At 52.9% G+C, this 20,143-nt stretch carries 15 protein-coding genes and 1 pseudogene; 5 read left to right on the top strand and 11 right to left on the bottom strand.

Going from position 1 to position 20,143, the window contains the following annotated elements; translation table 11 throughout:
* The 4 genes from K315_RS10070 to K315_RS0107750 all read left to right on the top strand — a co-directional run.
* Positions 1–961 (top strand): NlpC/P60 family protein (locus K315_RS10070; RefSeq protein WP_211219734.1); only part of this gene is annotated, 961 nt, incomplete at its 5' end.
* Positions 962–1,076: 115 nt separating this feature from the next.
* Positions 1,077–1,562 carry a hypothetical protein gene (locus K315_RS0107760; protein ID WP_152571498.1) on the top strand — a complete coding sequence of 162 codons (486 nt, stop codon included), beginning with the start codon at positions 1,077–1,079 and terminating at the stop codon, positions 1,560–1,562.
* Between the two features lie 9 nt (positions 1,563–1,571).
* Positions 1,572–2,918 (top strand): DUF6020 family protein, encoded by a 1,347-nt coding sequence (locus tag K315_RS0107755; RefSeq protein ID WP_029576934.1) that lies wholly within the window; start codon positions 1,572–1,574, stop codon positions 2,916–2,918.
* 117 nt (positions 2,919–3,035) lie between these two features.
* A complete protein-coding gene (locus tag K315_RS0107750) occupies positions 3,036–4,484 on the top strand; it encodes an ATP-binding protein (protein ID WP_033521233.1) in 1,449 nt (482 codons plus the stop codon).
* 495 nt (positions 4,485–4,979) lie between these two features.
* On the opposite strand, the gene bsh is transcribed toward K315_RS0107750, so the two are convergent.
* Positions 4,980–5,930, bottom strand: coding sequence for a choloylglycine hydrolase (bsh, locus tag K315_RS0107745; protein ID WP_029576932.1), 951 nt, complete (start codon positions 5,928–5,930; stop codon positions 4,980–4,982).
* A gap of 1,427 nt (positions 5,931–7,357) precedes the next feature.
* Between bsh and K315_RS0107735 the strand changes: the two genes are divergently transcribed.
* Complete coding sequence (locus K315_RS0107735; protein WP_029576930.1) at positions 7,358–7,570, top strand: hypothetical protein; 213 nt, start codon at positions 7,358–7,360, stop codon at positions 7,568–7,570.
* 311 nt (positions 7,571–7,881) lie between these two features.
* On the opposite strand, the gene K315_RS10765 is transcribed toward K315_RS0107735, so the two are convergent.
* From K315_RS10765 to K315_RS10465, 10 genes and pseudogenes are all read right to left on the bottom strand, one after another.
* Positions 7,882–8,433, bottom strand: coding sequence for a purine/pyrimidine permease (locus K315_RS10765; RefSeq protein WP_029576929.1), 552 nt, complete (start codon positions 8,431–8,433; stop codon positions 7,882–7,884).
* Between the two features lie 410 nt (positions 8,434–8,843).
* Positions 8,844–9,356 (bottom strand): cysteine--tRNA ligase, encoded by a 513-nt coding sequence (locus tag K315_RS10065; RefSeq protein WP_211219733.1) that lies wholly within the window; start codon positions 9,354–9,356, stop codon positions 8,844–8,846.
* A gap of 31 nt (positions 9,357–9,387) precedes the next feature.
* Positions 9,388–10,440, bottom strand: a complete 1,053-nt coding sequence (locus tag K315_RS0107720) for an AAA family ATPase (RefSeq protein ID WP_033520695.1) — start codon at positions 10,438–10,440, stop codon at positions 9,388–9,390.
* Between the two features lie 970 nt (positions 10,441–11,410).
* The gene (gene rfbA, locus K315_RS0107710) at positions 11,411–12,319 is read right to left on the bottom strand and encodes a glucose-1-phosphate thymidylyltransferase RfbA (protein ID WP_029576926.1); all 909 of its coding nucleotides are present in this window, start codon (positions 12,317–12,319) and stop codon (positions 11,411–11,413) included.
* A gap of 4 nt (positions 12,320–12,323) precedes the next feature.
* On the bottom strand, positions 12,324–13,796 hold the full coding sequence (locus tag K315_RS0107705; RefSeq protein ID WP_029576925.1) for a sugar nucleotide-binding protein: 1,473 nt from the start codon (positions 13,794–13,796) through the stop codon (positions 12,324–12,326).
* A 97-nt stretch (positions 13,797–13,893) separates the two neighbouring features.
* Positions 13,894–14,913 (bottom strand): dTDP-glucose 4,6-dehydratase, encoded by a 1,020-nt coding sequence (gene rfbB, locus K315_RS0107700; RefSeq protein ID WP_029576924.1) that lies wholly within the window; start codon positions 14,911–14,913, stop codon positions 13,894–13,896.
* Positions 14,914–15,421: 508 nt separating this feature from the next.
* A complete protein-coding gene (locus K315_RS09740) occupies positions 15,422–16,942 on the bottom strand; it encodes a flippase (RefSeq protein WP_211219732.1) in 1,521 nt (506 codons plus the stop codon).
* Between the two features lie 567 nt (positions 16,943–17,509).
* A pseudogene (locus K315_RS09735) lies at positions 17,510–17,824 on the bottom strand (ATP-binding protein); the annotation flags it as partial.
* Positions 17,825–18,143: 319 nt separating this feature from the next.
* Positions 18,144–19,109 carry a glycosyltransferase family 2 protein gene (locus K315_RS10270; protein WP_162142819.1) on the bottom strand — a complete coding sequence of 322 codons (966 nt, stop codon included), beginning with the start codon at positions 19,107–19,109 and terminating at the stop codon, positions 18,144–18,146.
* Positions 19,110–19,150: 41 nt separating this feature from the next.
* Positions 19,151–20,116, bottom strand: a complete 966-nt coding sequence (locus K315_RS10465) for a DUF6625 family protein (RefSeq protein WP_211219731.1) — start codon at positions 20,114–20,116, stop codon at positions 19,151–19,153.
* Positions 20,117–20,143 lie beyond the last annotated feature (27 nt).

The following is a 20,143-nucleotide window of genomic DNA, read 5'->3' as shown; positions in this document are numbered from 1 at the left end:
ACACGCCGTCAAAGACGGTATCCGCGGCAGGTACTCGGTCCTGAAGTTCGAACAGGGGATTCTCGGCTTCCCCACCACCGACGAGATGAAGCTCAACGGCGGCGCATCCCAGGTCTTCCAACGCGGGCAGATCCACTGGTCGCCAAGCACCGGGGCACAATTCACCAGAGGCGCCATCCAACAGTACTGGAGCCAGCGCGGCTGGCAGGACGGCTGGCTCGGCTGGCCCACCGGCGACGAACTCACCGTCAAAGGCGGCGCATCCCAGACCTTCCAGCACGGCACCGTCTTCTGGTCCAACAGCACCGGCACACACCCGGTAGTCGGCACGACCCTGAGCAAGTATGCCGCTGCCCGCTATGAGCAGGGCCAATACGGCTTCCCGGTCGAAGACCAGACAGGGCCCACCCAGAGATTCCAGCACGGTTCAATCGCCGGCTGCGGAAAAGTCGGTTATCAGAATCCCGGTGGGTTCTTCCAGGTGAGCTCGTGCAATGTCAGTGTTCCCGGAGGAGCATTCGGGTATGCTTCACCGTCAAGAATCAGCATTAACGCCAACCGCGACCAAGTTGTGAACGCGTTCATCAGCAGGGCGTACGACTATCTCGGAACCCGATATGTCTGGGATTATGCCATGCAACCCGGCAACGGCGTGGACTGCGCCGGGCTTGTCATGCAGTCGCTCTACGCGACCGGAATGAATCTGCAGGATTACAATCCGACCGCACACTGGTATGACCCGTGGCACAGCCATGATGCGAACAACATGAGCAACGACCGCAGGTTCCTGCATATTTCGGTCAGTCAGCGGCAACGCGGAGACCTGATCTTCTATCCCGGACACGTAGCCATCTATCTTGGCAATGACCAAGTGATCGAAGCCATGCCACCACGCGTCCGGATTGCGAACATGTACGCCGGCAACCGGCACCCCACAGGTGCTGCGCGGCCAATCATCTGATTGAAAACGCCTGCAACACAGGACATAGTAGACAAGAACCGTGAGAACAATCCGCTCTCGCGGTTCTTTTCTTTTGTCGGTTGTTCGGTATCCCGCTCTTGCTAGGCTGTTAGCCATGATGGAGGGAACAACGGTATCTTCAGCGTCATCAGCATCTTCAACGCGATCGCCGGCACGAAAGCACCATGGGATACCACGACTGGGACTCGCCTGCTGCAGCATCATTCTGGCAACATTGGCCGAGTATTGCGCATACCTCAATGAAGGGGAAGCCGGGCGGGCAAGACGACTGCCGCATATCCTCGTCTTCGCAGTCTTCTTCTTCATTTTCACGCTGCTGTTCGAACGATTCATCACATGGCTGGAAAGCAAATCCGAACAGACGATACCCGCAGTAGCGAAACTTGCGTCAGCACATCCGGAAGATGCGAGGAACGTCAAGGATGTAGAAAACGCAAGTCCTCACCAATCTTCAACCCGTTTCTGGCAAAGAATCCTTCCCGACTTTACCGGCGGGCGGAAATCCGCTTTCAAAGCTGCGGCCATCATGGCGGTATGCTGGCTTCCCTGCTACGTGTTGGCTTTCCCCGGAGCAATCTAGTATGACACCGTGCAGCAGGTACTGCAATGGGAGGGGAAGTCGAACGCCATCACCAGTGGCGCATGGTCGGACCAACACCCGGTATTCGACACCCTCATTTTCGGGCTGTTCTATCAAATCGGTGATTGGGTCGGCTCCCCGGCCTTCGGCGTCGCTCTCTACACGACGGCAATCACCGCCACATCCATCGCCGTGCTGGTATACGTGGTCCGCTATCTTGCCCGTTCAGGAGCCAGCAGACGGGCATGCCTCCTCGCATACGGGTTCTTCTGCCTATTCCCGCTCGTACCAATATATGCCATGGCAATGGTCAAGGACGCGGTGTTCCTCCCCTGCTTCCTCCTGTTTTCCGTACAATGCCTGGAAGCAGCGCGCACACGCGGCGCCAACCTCGCAACACCGAAAGCCTGGATCCTGATCAGCATATTGGCGCTGCTGGTGTCCCTCACCAAGAAAACCGGCATCTACACGGTGACCATCGCCTGTATTCTCACGATGCTGGTCGTGGCAGGGCGAAAGGCACGGCTCCGATTGGCGGGAACCGTGCTGGCGAGCGCCATCATCATGTTCCTGATGTTGCCCGGCATCCTGTTCCCGCTGTGCCATATCGAGGCTGGCGGCAAACAGGAGATGATTGCCATTCCGTTGCAACAGTCGGCGCTGTTGTTGAAAGAGCATGGTGACGAGTTGTCCCAGGCGGATCGTGATGTGTTCGAGGGAATTCTCGAGCCCGATGCCGCCAACAAGTTCTTCTGGCCTGCGGTCGACCCCATCAAAGGCACACACTGGACTGCGCAGCGCGAACAATCGCTGAAACCGTTCCTACGTACATGGCTGCGTAACGGGGTGAAGTACCCCACAACGTATTTGCGGGCATATTTCCTGCTGGAACAAGGGTGGGTCGCCATGCCGAACCAAGCGGCATACGAATCGATATACTCCGGTATGCGCCCGGCATACGTGTACACGAGAGCGTCCCTTGCACCGAACGCTTCTGACTCGGGACTACCCGTGTCAAGTCACGCATTGTTCTACTCGGGGCTGGATCAGGGCTTCACGTGGCTGAACGAGCAGTTCTTCCTTCAGCCGTGGTTCTGCCGCGCATTCTGGGCGACTTGGCTGCCCTTCATGCAGTGCTATCTCGCTGTACGCAGGCTGCGGGCGCGTACGATGTCTTGGAATCAGGCTGCTTGGCTCATCCCGATGCTCGCCACGGTGCCTTTCCTGTGGATTTCCGGGTCGAGCGTTTCATATGAAGGCATGCGGTATGTGATTCCCATGGTGTTCATCGCCCCGATCGGATGCGCGTTGTTCACCGTGGAGCGGGAGAATCGTGCTCTGCGAGTTGGTGATTGACATTGCTGTGCATATCACTCAATGTGAACCATCACAAGACAAACGAGAGAACAGGCTCACGATGACCGATAAACGTGGCGGTTGTAAAATAGCACCATTACGTGATCGGAGACTCGCATGCAGCTGCCATTGAACGACAACAATCCGACTCTCTTTACCACTGAAAAGGAGAGCCAATATTTCGACCGGAAGAGCGCTCGTATCGCTCCCAAGGATACAATCCGGCATATCTGCGCCTTCGCCAACGCTTCAGGTGGCAAGCTGGTGATTGGCATAGAAGACCATGGCAGCATAACCGGGTTCAAAGGAACCGGAGCGCACGATATCGAGGAGTTCGAGCAGGCAGCACTTGTGGGGTGCGATCCTGTCCCCGAAGTTCATCCCGTACGGATTCCCGTCATCAACGAGCAGGGAAAGAGCGATAACATCCTTGTACTCGAGATAGCCCCTTCATCCGGGCATGTCATCTCCAGACGAAGCGACAAAGCGGTCTTCCTACGCCAGAAGGACAGCAGCGTCGTACTCGACCGCGACCAAGTGTTGGCACTTGAATACGACAAGAACCAACGCCGTTTTGAAGATGAAGTGGAAACGCGCTCTTCGATAAACGATGTGGATCTCGCAGTAATGGCACGCTACAAGACCGAGCTCGGTACAAGTGCCAGCGATGAGCAGATCCTGCGGAGCCGCGGCTTCTTGCATGATGGTCATCTCACTAATGCCGGAGTGCTTCTCTTCTCAGAGAACCCGACCAAGTTCATGCCGTGGGCTCGAGTACGCGTCATCCGCTTCGACGGCAACAAAATGGAAACCGGGCGCAGACTCAACATTGTCAAAGACCGTACCTTCGACGGGCCACTCCCCAAAACGATAGAAGATGCTCAACAATTCATCTCAAGTCAACTCCGGGAATTCCAGTATCTTGGAGATGACGGCAAGTTCAAAGTCATACCAGAGTATCCGGAGTTTGCTTGGTTCGAGGGACTTGTGAACGCAGTAACGCACCGCGACTACGCTATGAGCGGCGATTACATTCGTGTGATGATGTACGATGACCGGCTTGAAATCACAAGCCCTGGGAAGCTTCCCAATATCGTAACGCTCCAAAACATGAAGTACACGCGCTGGTCACGCAACCCCACGATTGCTCGCACCTTGGTGGAATTCGGATGGGTAAGAGAACTCAACGAAGGAGTCCAGCGCATATACGACGAAATGGCGGATTTCTTCCTTAGGGAGCCCACATTCTCAGAACCGAATGGTTCTTCGGTGCAGCTCACGCTTGAGAACAGTGCGACCTCACGCGTCTTGCGACGAGAAGATTTGATCGCAAGCGATTTCGACAAAGAGACGCTCAACAATCTCAGCGAATACGAACTCGCCACTCTTCAATACGTGTATGGGAAAGGGAAAGTGACCGCCAAAGAGCTTGCTAAACATCTCGGGCGCAGCGTAAAGATTTCGCGTCCCACCCTGAAATCTTTGGTGAAGAAGGAAATTCTCGATTGGCACGGCAACAGCCCCCATGATCCATCACAGTATTACTCTCTTCATCAACTCGAATAGCATTGGTAGGATCAACCAGTCTAAGCAAGACATTCCACCATACGCCCACCAAGGTCGAACCTCAGGTTCGAGTAAGTTCGAGTAGGTTCGAGTAAACCGAGTAACACCTCCCAGTCTCGGACTCTCAATCCAAGAGTCCAAACTCAGGAAAACCAGCAAGAGTAGGACCGCCCAACCCAGGCAAGACACTCGACCATACGCCCACCAAGGTCGAACCTCAGGTTCGAGTAAGTCCGAGTAGGTAAGAGTAGGTAAGAAGGTTCATGTTGTCAGCTGTGGAAATCTGCCGAAATACGAAAGTCTCTGTTATTTGTTTTTCATCATCCACGGTTATACCGGCATATGACTGATTCACCCGTATGACTCGCACAGGCACAGAACGATGCGGGGCGCCAGGCAATCCGCGGTCATCCCGCACGCACCCAGCGCCCCGCATTCAGCCGTTCCTACTGGTTCAGCGGATCAGCCAATCAGGCACCTGACAGCGGCCCAATCTCACTCGGCGGTCTGCAGCTCAACACCCTCGAGGTCGAAGTCGGCCATGCGGTAGCTCTTGATGGCCGGATCCTCGTACGTGTTCTTGTAGTAGGTGTTGGTCTTGGCGGAGAAACCGCTCGTGTAGATCGTCTTCTCGTACTGGCCGTTGCTCATGAGCGCGCAGCCGTCCACCATCGCCGCGGAATCCAGCGTGTGGAACAGGCGAAAGACGTTCGACTCCTCGGTCTTCTGCGCCGGGTAGTGGGCGTTCGTGTAGGCGGCACGCACGAAACGCGACGGCGAGCTGTAGTCGCCCGGAATGCCGCGCATGCCGGAGCCGGAGCCCCACGCGCTGAGCTCCTGGGTACGCCACTTGACCGGCTCGGGCACGCGCGGATCCATGCTCAGGTAGTTGCGCAGGTTCTCGGTGTGCCAGTCGAAGGTCGGCTGGTTGGCGAGCACGTCGACGCCATCGTGATGCACGTGGATGCCATCGGCCATGGCCTCGATCACGATGCTGCGCTTGCCGTCGCCGACGATCCAGTGCAGGAACGAGACCGGATACTGCTCGTTGACCTGCTTGCCCACGACGGTCACGTTCTTCAGGGCTTCCTCGACCTCGTCAACAGTGGCGAAGCTGCGGGCAATCCAGAACGGCAGCTCATAGGCGGCGACATTGACCGTGCCGTCCACCGGAGCGTCCGCATACCGGGCATACCCCGGGAAGTTCAGGCCGGCGACCGCCAGGCCCTCGTCATTCGCGCAGTCGAAGTACATCGGCATGCCCTCGACGATGATACCGACACCCATGACCGGCTTCGGGTCGGCGACCGTCGCATTGAACGCGACCGGCGTCTTGTAGCCGCGCGGCGTCACCACGATCTTCTCGCCGTAAGAGAACGACCAGTCGAGATTGCGGCCGAGATACATGTTCCCGTCTTCATCTGCAAAGCGAACACCAGTGCACATGTCACCTGCTCCTTCCATACCGCCCCTCGTGGGGGGATGCGGATTGTTCGGTTCTGGTCTCGCCGTCGGATTGTCTGATGTATCGGCGTTCCGGCGTTCCGACATTCCGGTGTGCTGACGCTCCGACGTGCGGCGATTCCGATCATCCGCGTTGTTATCTTTCACTACTGAGCATAGTCTTCGCGAATCGAGCAAGTGTAGCAATTCGTGCACGTGACTGCGGGCCATTTTCCTTGATATATCAAGGATTTGAATGCACTACCGCACGATAACGACTCGTTAACCACCTAAGAAAACAGCAGAGGATTCTCAGGTATTTTTAGAATTGAGGGTGGATGTGTGAGCGATGTGAGCGGATCGATGGGGGGGGATTGATGGGGTGAATAGGGGGTCTGGGAGCGGAAAGCGGAATGAGACTGGCGAGCGCCTGACTGGTTGGCGGCTGACTGGTTGGCGGGCTGACTGGCTGGCGGGCTGACTGGTCAGTGATACGACGAGATGCAGAGTCGGGGTGACGATGAGACGACACGATGACATGATGGCACGGCGATGAGGCGACAGGGCGAGTCGCGTACCGGGACCAAATCGGAGATCACAGGACGGAATCGGAACCAGTCCACACGAGCACTGGCCGGCACTGATCCGTCTGCCTCGGCAACACTACAAAACCGTTTGATTCCAATGAATCACGCACACTACGACAATCAACCACCGCCAAGCCATCCGCCCGAAGCACCCAAACCACGGACCAAACCAGAGAACGAGCACCGAAAACCGATCTGGCCCACACCGGCACCGGCCGACACGCAGACACCAGCCAGCCACCACACCAAAACCGCAGAATCCCAACAATCCGCCGGCAGGACCAGCACCAAACTCAGTCCACCGCCCTCCCCGTGGACCCATCACGCGGACTGAATCGGAAACCATACTACGAAATCGAACCCAGTCCTCACAAGCGCCGGCCGACACCCAACCATCAATCTCTGCGATACCACAAAACCGCCAGATTCCAATGAATCGCGCACACTACGACAATCAACTACCACCCGGTCACCCACATGAAACACCCAAACCACGGACCAAACCGGAAAACGGGAACCGAAAACCGATCCAGTCCACACCGGCAGCACCCGGCAGCCAACCACCAGCCACCCGCCACACCGGAAACCCGCGGAATCCCAACAATCCACCAGCACCACAGATACCAGCCCACCGGCACATTTGCCACGCGATGGTCTGAGTCCACGGACCAAACCCGGAATAACACGGCAACATCGAAATCAGTCCTCACCCAACCGCCAAGCATCAGGACACCGACCACCGCTGCAACACTGCATCCGATGCACTATCATTTGACGCCACCATCACATACGCTTGGTCTAACAACACCACGAACACCACAAGCACCACGAAGGGAGGAACCCATGGATTCACCAACAGCACTGGCCGAGCCGCATCGAATCGCCGATCCGATCATGCTGACAGACAAGGAAATCAGCGAGCGCCGCCGTAACATCGAACGGCAATATGGCACCGCCGCCGCCCTTCGCAGGAAACAAGCCATGGGCGCCCTATCATTCGAGGAGTACATCGCCCTGCACCAGATTGAAGGTCTTGATTATCTCGAGAAGGGATGAGCCGGCTCGCCAAAGATGGACAGACCGTCATCCAAACTGGTTACGCTGAGCCCGCCCTCAGCGTAACCAGTTTGGATGACGGATTTTCGAGTACAAGCGACCGCCGGCGGATCAATCGAAGGATCTTCGCCGTGCGGCCTGCGCCCGATGGGCATTCGCCGTGCAACGCAATGCATCACAACGATTTGCATGTACCGGAGACGGCGCAATTAGCACTATCCATCGGCTACCTGGACAGCACCCACTACGCCGGAAACGGTCTCAGCACCACCGGCATCTGCACTTTGGCCGGTGTCGACGACATGGCAGAATCAAACCGCCTCAGCACCAACAGCACCAACGCAAGCACCGGCGCCAACATGGGCTCTACCGCCGTCACCGGCCCCGGCCTCAGCCCCGACCCCGGGCTTCGACCCATTTCCACCGACCGCACTGCCAGCACCACTATCGCCGGCGGCACCGGCCTCCTCCACCCGCGTTGTCTCGCTCCCCCGCGTCTTCGGGAGCAGCAGCTGCAAGACAATCGCGACCGTTCCCCCGACCGCGATGCCGGACGACAGGAAATACTGGATGAACTGCGGCGCCAAGTGAATCACCGAATCCGGCAGGATCATGGTGCTCACGCCGCTCATCACCGAAACGCCGAGCATCAGTGTAGCCCGGTCGTCCATCACGGTGTCTTTCACCATTTTCACGCCGTTTGAAATCAAGGTCATGCACACCATGGCGAATACACCGTTGATCACCGGGGTCGGCAGCGAGGTGATGACGGCCATGAGTTTCGGGCAGAATCCGAGGAACACGAGGATGGCGCCGCCCGCGATGACGACCCGACGGAACAGCGCCCTCTGCGATTTGGACAATCATGCCATTGTTCACGGCGACGGCACCGTTGTGAATGACCCGGCGCGACGCATCCATAGTGCAGATTGTCGCATGACAGATCAAAAGGTCTACTGATTCTTCAGTTTCTTCGGTTTGATTCGTGGATTGATTCATGGTTCCCACTTTCCTTGCACGCCTAGCGAACTTCCCAGGCAAGGCATTCGGGGCGATGCGTCGTTTGCGGATTCGTCCCGACGAGGCTGAGGCCTCGCCGCCTGCGTTTTGGTATCAAGGAGAACGAAGAGAACTCGTGACTCCAACCATACGGACCAGCCGGTTAACGCGGCTGACGGATTGTGTTACGAGCGCATGTATTGGGGACACATTGCGGGAACGGGGATGGGGTGGTGGGTGAGGTCAAAAGCAAGACACCGTCGGTCTGCATGCATCAGCGCGATGATGGGTCCTTACGGGAAGACCACCTCTTCCATGCCATTTCGTCGCGATTCTGCGTCACATACACTTTGTCTGCATACCCCGCGGCATTTCGCTTCAGCTGTTCCCTGATCTGGTGTAAAAATTGACGATCGTAATGATTCGAACTGATTGCGGTGGACGGCTCGATAGTCGCGCAGACTATGACTTTCTTGCAATTCACCGCTTGACGGCATATATCCGCGACTTCGGAATCCGACTGATACCTGGAACCAACTTGCGGACCAGCCAGCGTGTCAAAGCCTTTTCGGGCGATGGTCGTTGCCAATTCCGTGGATTTCGGCCGCGTCTCCTTCATGGATTTCCTGTCATAATCCTTGGCTTCAATCAGCCACAGCTCATCACCGCAAACTGCGACAATATCGCATCCCTTCGCCATGATGGCTTGGTTTCCGCTCAGATGCTTGAAGAATGGCAATTCATCATATGCGGGAACAACGAGCCAATCATCAGGGAACTCATACACGTTGCCGTCTTGGGTGAATTGTTTCATCTCGTCAATCGTCTTCCGCCAGTAGCATGTCAGCCTGGTTGTATTCCGCATTGATAGCGGCAAGATAGTCAACGGGAATGTCCACGATACGCTTTTCCTGCACCGCCGTGACATCCACGCCTTCGCGTTTGAACGCGGTAAATCCCAGACCTCCAGTGGTCATCGTCTTCGCCTCATGTTCAAGCTGACGCATAAGGAACGAGCTATGCGTACCCAGGAATACTTGCACCCCACAGTCTGCAAGCTTCACAATGGTCTGCGCTACAGCGACTTGACTGGCGGGATTCAAGTTGGCTTCGGGCTCATCCCAGAACAGGTATCCGCTTCCTGACAAGACGCCCGAACGCACCAATCGGTAAATCGTAGCCAATTTTCGGAGGCCTTCTGCAACCAGAGGCATTTCCAGAATGCCCTCCTGACGGTGCAAATAGAAGTGTCCACCTTCCTCAGTGACATCCGTACCCATGATGTCCATCAGCGGTTTGATTGCATCATCGATGTCATCGCCCTTCACGCGACGGAGCGGCGGACGCCCGAGCAGATCGCACGTATCACGCCAAGTCTCATCAAAACTGGTTTGTCTGGTGTTGTACAACGAAACAAATCCTGGATAGATGGACATGAGCTCGCGTGAAGGCAGGAAAACCGGCGTTGATTCCAAGCGACTCGATGGGAATGAGTCAATGCGAACTTCTGTTTTTGAATTGGTCGCGAAGCTGAACTTCAGCGGATTCTTGACATTGTGATACCGGACGGTGGCATCGGCACGCGTCCTACCCTGCTGGCGGGTTGCAAGACGGCCCAAAGCATCCGGCTGGAATACGCCAATAAGCTTGTCGGCAATGTTCCTTTGCAGATTGGTCTTCAATAAGTCCGAATCGTCGTTGCCATTGTGGAGGACATTCGTGCATGAATACAACAGCTTCAACAACTGCGATTTACCCGTGCCATTATCACCAACAATGACATTGATAGTTGGGGAAAAACTCAAATCATATCTGTTGTTGAACGGTCCAAAACTGGAGACGGACAGCTTTTCGATGGCCTGCGTACTCATGCGGAGATTATATGTTCCCGTGTCAGACAAGTGGTCCAGTGTTTACGGGCGCAGTTTCTGTATGGCGACAATTCGACGCGGACAGTTTCGTCACTATTCTGGACAACCTCGTCGTTTAGTTTGAACGGTTTGGGTGCAGACTGCGAGAGCATCAATTTGGGACAGGATAGAATTCCTGCGGCAACCGGACATGTCGGCACCGAATCGGAGAACACGGGACGAAACCGGAATCAGTCCATTCCCTTATCGGCAAACAACAGACCAACAACTTTCATCACGGTATAAAACCGCGGAATGCCAATGATCCATCGGGATGGCGAACGCCGGCCACCGGTACATCAGCCGCGCAGCAGTCCGACCCTGTGGACTGAATCAGAAATCACACACCGAAATCAGAATCAGTTCATGCCCATGCCTTTCGGCAGCCAACCGCCGACTACCGTCACATCACAAAACCGCAGAATACCAACAATCTTCACTTGCCCAGGCAACCAGCCGCAACGCCATAACCCGGCAACCCGTCCCAATCCATGGACCAAATCGGAGAACCACGCCCGAAAGCCGATTCAGTCCGCACCTATACCCTTGCCGTTGTTGCCGATGAGGTTGTTAGCCGTGGCGAGAATATGATATTCGGACCTTCAACGGAACATTCCGACACTGGAAACGGGTAGGTTATTGATAACTTGCGCGTACCGAAAGGAATTGCATGTTCCCATGTCAGACAAGTCCTTCAGCACCTGCTTGCGACAATCATCAGCACTGATTACCTGATTACAAGAACTCGCTGAGGAGGAGATAAAGATAGTGGATGCGCAAGGACAACCTCAATGATCCGATGACAAACTTGGCAACTGATGGTTATGCCCTGTTGTTCGAACAGACACAGCTCCGAATTATCCGGTAAGTACAGAACTCAATAGATTCAGCACTTACCGGATAGAATCGTCGCTATCGCTGTGGTGGTGGCTTAGTTTTGGGTTTTGCTGTTGTCGATGAGGCGGATCTCGCCGTCGGCGATGCCTTGCAAATGCCTGCCGTACGGGCTCTTCCCGTACCGTTTGGCCGACTCGAGCAGCTCCCCGCGGGTGATCCACCCGTTCTGGTACGCGATCTCCTCGACCACCGCGATCGGCAGGCCCTGCGCCCGCTGCACCGTACGCACGAACTCACCAGCCTCGAACAGGCTGTCCATCGTACCCGTATCCAGCCACGCATACCCCCGGCCCAACGTCCGCACCCGCAACGAACCATCCTCCAGATACATGCGGTTCAGATCCGTGATCTCCAACTCCCCGCGAGCCGACGGACGCACCCGCTTCGCATACTCCACCACGCGCCGGTCATAGAAATACAAGCCCGTCACCGCGTAATTCGACCTCGGGCGCGCAGGCTTCTCCTCAATCGACACCGCCCGCCCGGTCTCGTCGAAATCAACCACGCCATACCGTTCCGGATCATCCACGTAATAGCCGAACACGCTCGCCCGGCCCTCCTCCGCGTCACGCACCGCGCCACGCAGCACACGGCCTAGACCGTTGCCGTAGAAGATGTTATCCCCCAACACCAGCGCGCACGTATCCCCCGCGATGAACTCCTCGCCCAGCAGGAACGCCTGCGCCAGACCATCCGGGCTCGGCTGCACCTTGTACGACAACCGCACCCCGTACCGGGAGCCATCCCCCAGCAGACGCTCGAAATTCGGCAGGTCCTTCGGCGTCGAAATCACCAAAATATCCCGGATACCCGCCATCATCAACACACTCAACGGGTAATACACCATCGGCTTGTCATACACCGGAAGCAGCTGCTTCGACGTGACCGTCGTCAACGGATACAACCGGGTACCCGAACCACCCGCAAGAACAATACCCTTCACGGTTTCACCTTCCCTCCACGGAACCGCCGCGCGCGGCCAGCTCCGCCTTCACATACGCCCTCAACGACTCCTCCCAATCCGCAGGCGCATAGCCGGCGGCCTCGATCTTCGACAGGTCCAGCGCCGAATGCACCGGGCGCGGCGACACCGGGCCCTTCGCAGACTCGAAATACTCCCGCGTGGTGACAGGCTTGACGGCGTCGCCGTTGCCATTCGTGAGGTCGAACACCATGGCGGCGATGTCCTTCCAGGACCTGACCGCGCCCGACCCCGTGAGGTTGTACGTACCGTACGGCACCGCGGAATCAAGCAGGTGGAAGATCGCCCCGGCCATGTCTTTGGTGAACGTGAGGCGACCGTACTGGTCGTCCACCACGGTCACCTGGTTGAGCGCCTCGTCGGGGTCGGCCACGCGATCCGACAGGCCCATCATGGTCTTCACGAAGTTATGCCCCTGGCCGATCACCCAGCTGGAACGCAGGATGTAATGCCGCGGCGCCTGCCCGACCGCGATGTCGCCCGCGGCCTTCGACTGGCCGTACACGCCCAACGGCGCGAAACCCTCCGTCTCGGTATGCTCCTCGCGCGTCCCATCGAACACATAATCCGAACTCACATGCACCAACGTGATGTGGTGCTCGCGCGCCACCTTGGCCAGCAGCGCCGGGCCGGTGGCATTCGCCTTCCATGCGGCAGCACGGCCTTCGGCGGTCTCGGCCTTGTCGACGGCCGTATACGCGCCGGCGTTGATGATCGTGCCGTACAGGTCCCAGTCAAATTGGTCGTAGGCGGCCGGATCGGAGAAATCGAACGTGTCGATGTCATGGTACTCGAAGTTGTGCAGGTCGTGCGCCTCGGCGTATTCCTTGATGGCGCGGCCGAGCTGCCCGTAGGCGCCGGTGACGAGCGTACGCTTCGGCATCATCGGCTTCGCGTCCTTGAGGAACGGATGATGCAGGTCCGCCTCGCTCCGCTCGGTCTGGTCCAGCGGGATGGGCCACTGGATGTCCAGCGTCGGGTCGGCGAGGTTCACGAACGTGTACGTCTTCTTCTGCTCCAAGCTCCAATGCGCGTTGACCAGATACGTGTACGCGGTGCCATCCTCCAGGGTCTGGAAGGAGTTGCCCACGCCGCGCGGCACGAAGATGGCCTTCGACGGGTCAAGCGTGCACGTGTACACCTCACCGAAGGTGTCGCCGGGGCGCAAATCCACCCAGGCGCCGAACACACTGCCCGTGGCGATCGAAATGTACTTGTCCCACGGCTCCGCATGGATACCACGCGTCACACCACGCTTCGTATTGAAACTGATGTTGTTCTGCACCGGACCGAAATCCGGCAGACCCAAAGCCGTCTCCTTCGCCCGCTGCCAGTTCTCCTTGAACCAGCCGCGGTTGTCGCCGTGCACGGGCAGGTCGAACACGATCAACCCCGGAATATTCGTCCGCACGGCCTTCAAATCCTTCTCAAAATCCATAACTACCTCAAACCTCCCGAACCGGCTCCGTCAATCCAAAACCAACCAGACACAGGCATCGGCGGCACTCCCCGCAAGAAGAACACCGCCGACACGCTCACTGCCCCTGGCGCCTGTAGCGCTCCTCGGTCGCAGCCTTCGTCTTCTCCCACCACTCCGGATGCGCCGCATACCAGTCGATTGTCGCCTTGAGCCCGGATTCGAAATCCGTATGCGTCGGCTTCCACCCCAACTCGGTCTGGAGCTTCGTGGAGTCGATCGCATACCGCCGGTCATGGCCCGGACGATCCTTGACATGGTCGAAGGCGTCCTCCGGCTCGCCCATCAGGCGCAGGATTATGCGCAGCACGTCGATGTTGTTCTTCTCGCCGTCCGCGCCGATCAGATACGTCTCCCCGATACGCCCCTTGGTGAGGATCGTCCATACGGCGGAGGAATGGTCCTCGGTGTGGATCCAGTCGCGCACATTCAACCCCGCACCATACAGCTTCGGACGCACGCCGGTCAGGATATTCGTGATCTGCCGCGGGATGAACTTCTCCACATGCTGGTACGGACCGTAATTATTCGAACAATTGCTGATCGTCGCCCGGATACCATACGTGCGCGTCCACGCGCGCACCAGCATGTCGGAACTCGCCTTGGTGGACGAATACGGACTCGACGGACGGTACGGCGTCTCCTCCGTGAACCTGTGCGGGTCGTCGAGCGCCAGGTCCCCGTACACCTCGTCGGTGGAGATGTGATGATAACGGATATCGTACTTGCGCACCGCCTCGAGCAGGCGGAAGGTGCCCACCACGTTCGTGCGCACAAACGGTTCGGGGTTCGCGATCGAATTATCATTATGGGACTCGGCGGCGTAATGCACGATCGCGTCGTGGCCGGGCACGATCCGGTCAAGCAGCTCCGCGTCGCAGATGTTGCCGTGCACGAAGTCCATGCGGTCCTCGGGGATGCCCTTCAAGTTATCCAGGTTACCCGCGTAGGTCAACGCATCCAGCACCGTCACATGCGTCCCGGGATGATTGTCTACAACATAATGCACGAAATTCGAACCAATGAAACCAGCCCCACCGGTCACAATAATGTTCTTCGGAACAAACGTCTCAGTCATACTTGCATACTACCCTACGGTACTCATTTTTGCCCATCTACCGTTTTCCCTGTTTTCTAGTTTGAGGTGCAACATTGCCTTTAAGAGTGAGTCGAGCGTTGTTGATTATCAGCGGCGTCCGGGAAAAACGGGTGCCCCCGCTGACGGGAAGTTGTTTCATCCGGTCGTCGCATACTTCGGTCCGCGCCAGCCATCCGATCACGCACAGGGGTGCCGTTGGCACACCGGCCGATGCCGTCAAGTTTTTCTGGGCCAAATCATCTAAGCTAGCGCCCTTGGGTGTTTATGCTTAATAAGCGTTAGTCGCATCGAATCGCCGATCCGATCATGCTGACAGACAAGAAGATCAGCGAAAACGACGGCGTACTCGGCGACGCTGGAATGACATGCATGGAAAACCTACTGATAGCAAAACGTCATGTACAGAATTCAATACAGCTGATAATCCATGACAATCAAAGTATATCTAGAAACATATTATTGTGGCTTTGCCAATCATATTCGAATTTCACTTACCTGATATTCTTCTGTATACATTGGCAATGATATTTTTCACATAACAAAATACCGCACTCTTCGTAACACTAGAAACCAAGAGCCACGTTAATAAGTACACCAACAATCCAACACAAATCACAATAAACGACGACATTTCAGACGAGCCTGAAATATTAACCGGCAATGCACCTTCGCAAAATATGGACAGCAACATTGGAACAAGATTACACAATAGTGATTTCATGATATCTTTCCCAATATTCAGTGAATGGAAAACATCAATAGATGACGCGAACTGAACAATAAAAATACAACCTTCGGACACTAGAACAGCCACAGCCGCTCCGACAGCGCCCCACGACCAGTCAAGTGCTAAGTTCAGCACCAGGCTTACCGGCACCCCGACAGTGTTTGCTATCGCCAAGCGCTTTTCTCTGCCCATTGGTGTCAGTATACAGAATCCGATAATCGCATTGATACTGCTCAAGAATCCAGCGAAGGCAACAATGCGCAGCGGCATCGCGGCATTAATATATTTTTCAGAAGAAACTAATATAGATATTTCTTTTGCAAACACAGCGAGGAAGCAAGCAACTCCAAGATTTGTCTCAACCAGAATTAGCGTTGCCCTTTTAAGTAATAAATAATATTGTTGTTGTTCTTTGGCAAAATAATAAGACAAACGCGATACCAACGTATTTATTACAGCAAGCACTGCAGCAAATACAGCATTTTTTATTTTACTCGCCAATTGATACAACGCAACCTGACTATTGTCAGGCGAACAAAATCCCAACAAAGTAGTATCAAATGACAAATAGACCGCTGAGGCAATATTCAATAGCGCAAATGACTCAAGTGCCTTAACATGCCTCGTTAAGCATAGTGCCCCCTTACCGCTAGAACCAATCTCTTTTCTCAGCCGGATGATGTTGAATACATTGTTACCGCATGTAACCAGAGCTAATATTCCTCCATAAATGATATAATCTCCACTATGGCGAACAAATAGAAAAATGGCGATCAAGGATATTATCTTGAATATTATTGACCTTATTGTGATATATCTGTAATCTTCTAATGCCTGAAAATACCACTCGACTCCATATGACTGCAGTAAGGTACTCACCAAGAACATCCACATCAATGGTGCAATCTTCGCAAGTCTAGGAACCACCAATATTGCAATAGCGAATAACCCCAGAACAACAACCGTACATATCGTAATTATTCGCAACAACTCGCGTACAAGCGTAGCCAATTGTTCTTTATCATCGCGCACTTTCGCGCATTCCCTAATCCCATATGTGGGGATACCAGCTACGCAAAAAGCATTGAGCCATGATGAGATACTCTGTGCGAAATTCACATCGCCATAGCCACTAACAGACAGCGCTCTTGTTACATAGGGGATTGTAATGACACTTACCAACATCGATGACGCAGAAAGCGTGACATTTAATATTGCATTGATCTTTACTGACTTCGCCATGCATTTACCCCCTGTCTCGAGCCAAGCAGTACCACCCATGATCTCGATATTGAAATCGAATACACAAGTAATAATTATTTCTTGATTGCGGCTTCTCACCATTGCATCGAATCTGCCCTTCACTCAAGCAAAATGAAGATGCAGGCCAAACCGTCAAGTATCTAGCAAACCACGCAATTCGGACATCATCAATACACACTGGAACTTGATCTAATCCAAAGATGCCCTTTCGTTCTCCAGAATTTAGCACTTAGCACTTCATACATGTCTACAATTGGGAGTTATCATTCCCTCTGTGAGCATCATCGCACAGAGGTGGAGTTCCGCAATCCCTGTAACGGCAGCACGGCGACCACGTGTGGAAGCTGTCATATTCCTTCACCGCAGCCTCATGGTCCCGCAGCCCAGCGCGGCAGGTCATCTGCAGTTGAAGCGATAGCTGCTGCCCGTTGCGATGAGTTCGCCGGGCGTGAGCATTACCGGCTTGGCAGGACGGTTGTATTTTGTCAAGTTGACTTGTACGGTGTCGTCACTTTTTCTGGACAGTTTCGTCGTCCATTCTGGACGGTTTGGGCTGTCCGGTTTCCTATTGGTGTTGTTTGGCTGTTTCATCAGTGAGTGGGTGTTCCGGTAGGATTCGCCGTGGAACCTGATGATGCGCCCGTGGTGGACGATGCGGTCGATGACCGCGGCGGCCATGTCGCCGTCGCCGAACACGTCGCCCCACCTGCCGGATTCCAGGTTCGAGGCGGACACCACGCTCCTGGTCTCGTAGCTGTCGGCTATGACCTGGAACAGGAGGCGCGCGCCCTCGATGTCGCCGGGCAGGTAGCCCAGTTCGTCGATGACCGGCAGTTCGGCCTTGCCGATCGCATTGAGCTCGGTGTCGAGGCGGTTGTAGCAAATCCGCATAAAAAGCCCATAAATGCTATTATTCTAATATTTATATATTTACGTATTATGCAGTTTCAGAAACAATATTTACATTTGAGATTTAAAAAGTGTTTATTTACTCAGTATTTGACTCAATAGATTACACAATTAATATTATCATTTTAAATCACAACTTCAATAATACTAAAAACCAGTAAGAATATGCTCCATCTATAAAGGTAAAATAATATTCGCGATCATATTATGACATAGAACTATTTGCGTGAACATCGTCAACGTAAATTTGCCTCTGACCACATGTTCTATATTTTATTTAAGGATATATGAAGTAATCATATAAAATGTTTCACAACTTATGATATGGAGATATTATTTGCTGAAGATTTGCCAGGGTTAAGAAGATTTTGATTTTCGTTTTCAAGTCAAACTCGTTGGTATTTGTGACACCAAGCATTTTCCTTAACAGTTGCTTGATACGTCGATGCAACATGAGTTTTTTGATAGAAACACCTATTGGAGTAATCTCATCAATATATACTAAAAATCGAATTGCACTTGGCGCAAAGATATGAATTGTTTTATCTGCATATGACATATCGATAACATGTTCTATAACAATAAGTGCATCTTCTGCTTTTTTAATACTTTTTCCATGACTTAGCGAGTCAGAAGTAATACGATATCGATAGAGCGCTCGAGGAATATAAGCCACTTTCAGCTGCAATCTGAATATTGTGTTCAGCATTAGCATATCTTCAAGCATCAAGATGTTTTCGGGAAACCTCATGCCATCGTCTGTAAATATGTTAGCTTTGTACAAAAATGACCATGAAAAATAACCCAAATGATCTGTATACATCTCCATTAAACATTCCCGTGAGGTGCTGGTCAGATATTTGGGGAATTCTTTTGATAACGTCCGCCCCATCACGTGACTATCATCAAAAGATTCGAAATCGAAGCATACGAGATCTGCATGCTTAGTTTCAGCCAACCGAACAGAATTCGATACAGCATTGCGTATTAATAGATCATCGGAATCGACAAACAGAATATATTCACCACTAGCACAACTCAAACCAAGGTTTCTGGCTGCGCCAGGACCCGCGTTCACTTGAGTTAACACAATAATACGTTGATCACAAGAAGCGATATTCTTAGCAATTGATGCAGAACCATCAGTTGAGCCATCATCAACTATGATGATCTCAAGGTTCGAATAATCTTGACTAAGAATGCTGCGGAGACATTCTTCCAAATACTTCGATCCATTATATACAGGTATAATAATTGAAACTTTTGGTTGCGCCATTTCTTCATTCATATTATTAAATAATAAGATTCTTATATTATCTAAAGCTTTTTTATTTCAATTGCTTGAGATGTAATTTTTACAGAATCCTTCGATTGAGTAAAATCATAATCTGAAGGTATCTTATAAAATCCAGGTCTCCAATAATTATCAGTATCAAGATACTTTGTTTTTTTGAAGAACAGGAAGTGCAAATACATTTTCCCATCAGATTTATTATTATAAATTCCTTGATATGCATCGGATGGTGGTACGATTTTTGATGTAGCCGGATAATAATACCATGCTTGATCTTGACTCTTGGGAACAGGAGATGTATACATCTCCTTAAAAAGCACACGTTGATGCCAGCGTCCAGTAATACTCTGCAATTCATTCCAAGTTTTCACTGGGTCATGGGTGAAATACGAAAAAAAATGACGATACATAAATGATATCACTTTATAGCAAGGATTGACCACTTCCGAAAAATAGCGTTCATCTACCCCAAGGGTCTCATCTTTTTGCATTAGAGATTTCCAGTTCTCACAACATAACATCAAATCAGTATAATGAGATTTAGTTCTTATCGCAGTAAAATGTCCTGCTATACGATCAGCATGCGAGGTGATTACATCATACCTAGACATATTTTCAGCATTCATCAGAATTCCTATATTGCCGAAAATTAGGTCTAAGTCACCAAAAGACCACCAATCATATTTGCTGATAATATCTTTATGAACAATCGCAAGAAAAGGTTTTAAGTCAGCCAACTTATAAGTATGAGCGGGATGAAATGAGATATTTAACCTTTGTGATACAATCTTGCAATATTTGTCATAACTAAGATAAACGAAATGCGTATTAGGATATTGCTTTATAGGTTTCAAGCAATCAGTATAATAATAGAAGTCAACATTATCTTGTTTTGAACATGAATATAAGTATAGATTAAACCATTCTGGCTCCCTTCCAAAGTATGGTATAATCATACATATTTGATTTGTTTTCATTGCCTTTTTCATGTATATTTTTTCGTCTTTTAATATTTT

The sequence above is a fragment of the Bifidobacterium thermacidophilum subsp. thermacidophilum DSM 15837 genome (assembly GCF_000426425.1).
Lineage (GTDB): Bacteria > Actinomycetota > Actinomycetes > Actinomycetales > Bifidobacteriaceae > Bifidobacterium > Bifidobacterium thermacidophilum.
Note: the sequence above shows the minus strand (reverse complement) of the source record. Positions and strands in the feature narration are given on the sequence as shown.

What these genes read in the sequence shown, in the direction of transcription:
- K315_RS0107760 (WP_152571498.1), top strand. Translation starts at nt 1,077, where the DNA reads ATGATGGAGGGAACAACGGTATCTTCAGCGTCATCAGCATCTTCAACG.
- K315_RS0107750 (WP_033521233.1), top strand. Translation starts at nt 3,036, where the DNA reads ATGCAGCTGCCATTGAACGACAACAATCCGACTCTCTTTACCACTGAA.
- bsh (WP_029576932.1), bottom strand. Translation starts at nt 5,930, where the DNA reads ATGTGCACTGGTGTTCGCTTTGCAGATGAAGACGGGAACATGTATCTC.
- K315_RS0107735 (WP_029576930.1), top strand. Translation starts at nt 7,358, where the DNA reads ATGGATTCACCAACAGCACTGGCCGAGCCGCATCGAATCGCCGATCCG.
- K315_RS0107720 (WP_033520695.1), bottom strand. Translation starts at nt 10,440, where the DNA reads ATGAGTACGCAGGCCATCGAAAAGCTGTCCGTCTCCAGTTTTGGACCG.
- K315_RS0107705 (WP_029576925.1), bottom strand. Translation starts at nt 13,796, where the DNA reads ATGGATTTTGAGAAGGATTTGAAGGCCGTGCGGACGAATATTCCGGGG.
- rfbB (WP_029576924.1), bottom strand. Translation starts at nt 14,913, where the DNA reads ATGACTGAGACGTTTGTTCCGAAGAACATTATTGTGACCGGTGGGGCT.
- K315_RS09740 (WP_211219732.1), bottom strand. Translation starts at nt 16,942, where the DNA reads ATGGGTGGTACTGCTTGGCTCGAGACAGGGGGTAAATGCATGGCGAAG.
- K315_RS10270 (WP_162142819.1), bottom strand. Translation starts at nt 19,109, where the DNA reads ATGGCGCAACCAAAAGTTTCAATTATTATACCTGTATATAATGGATCG.
- K315_RS10465 (WP_211219731.1), bottom strand. Translation starts at nt 20,116, where the DNA reads ATGAAAAAGGCAATGAAAACAAATCAAATATGTATGATTATACCATAC.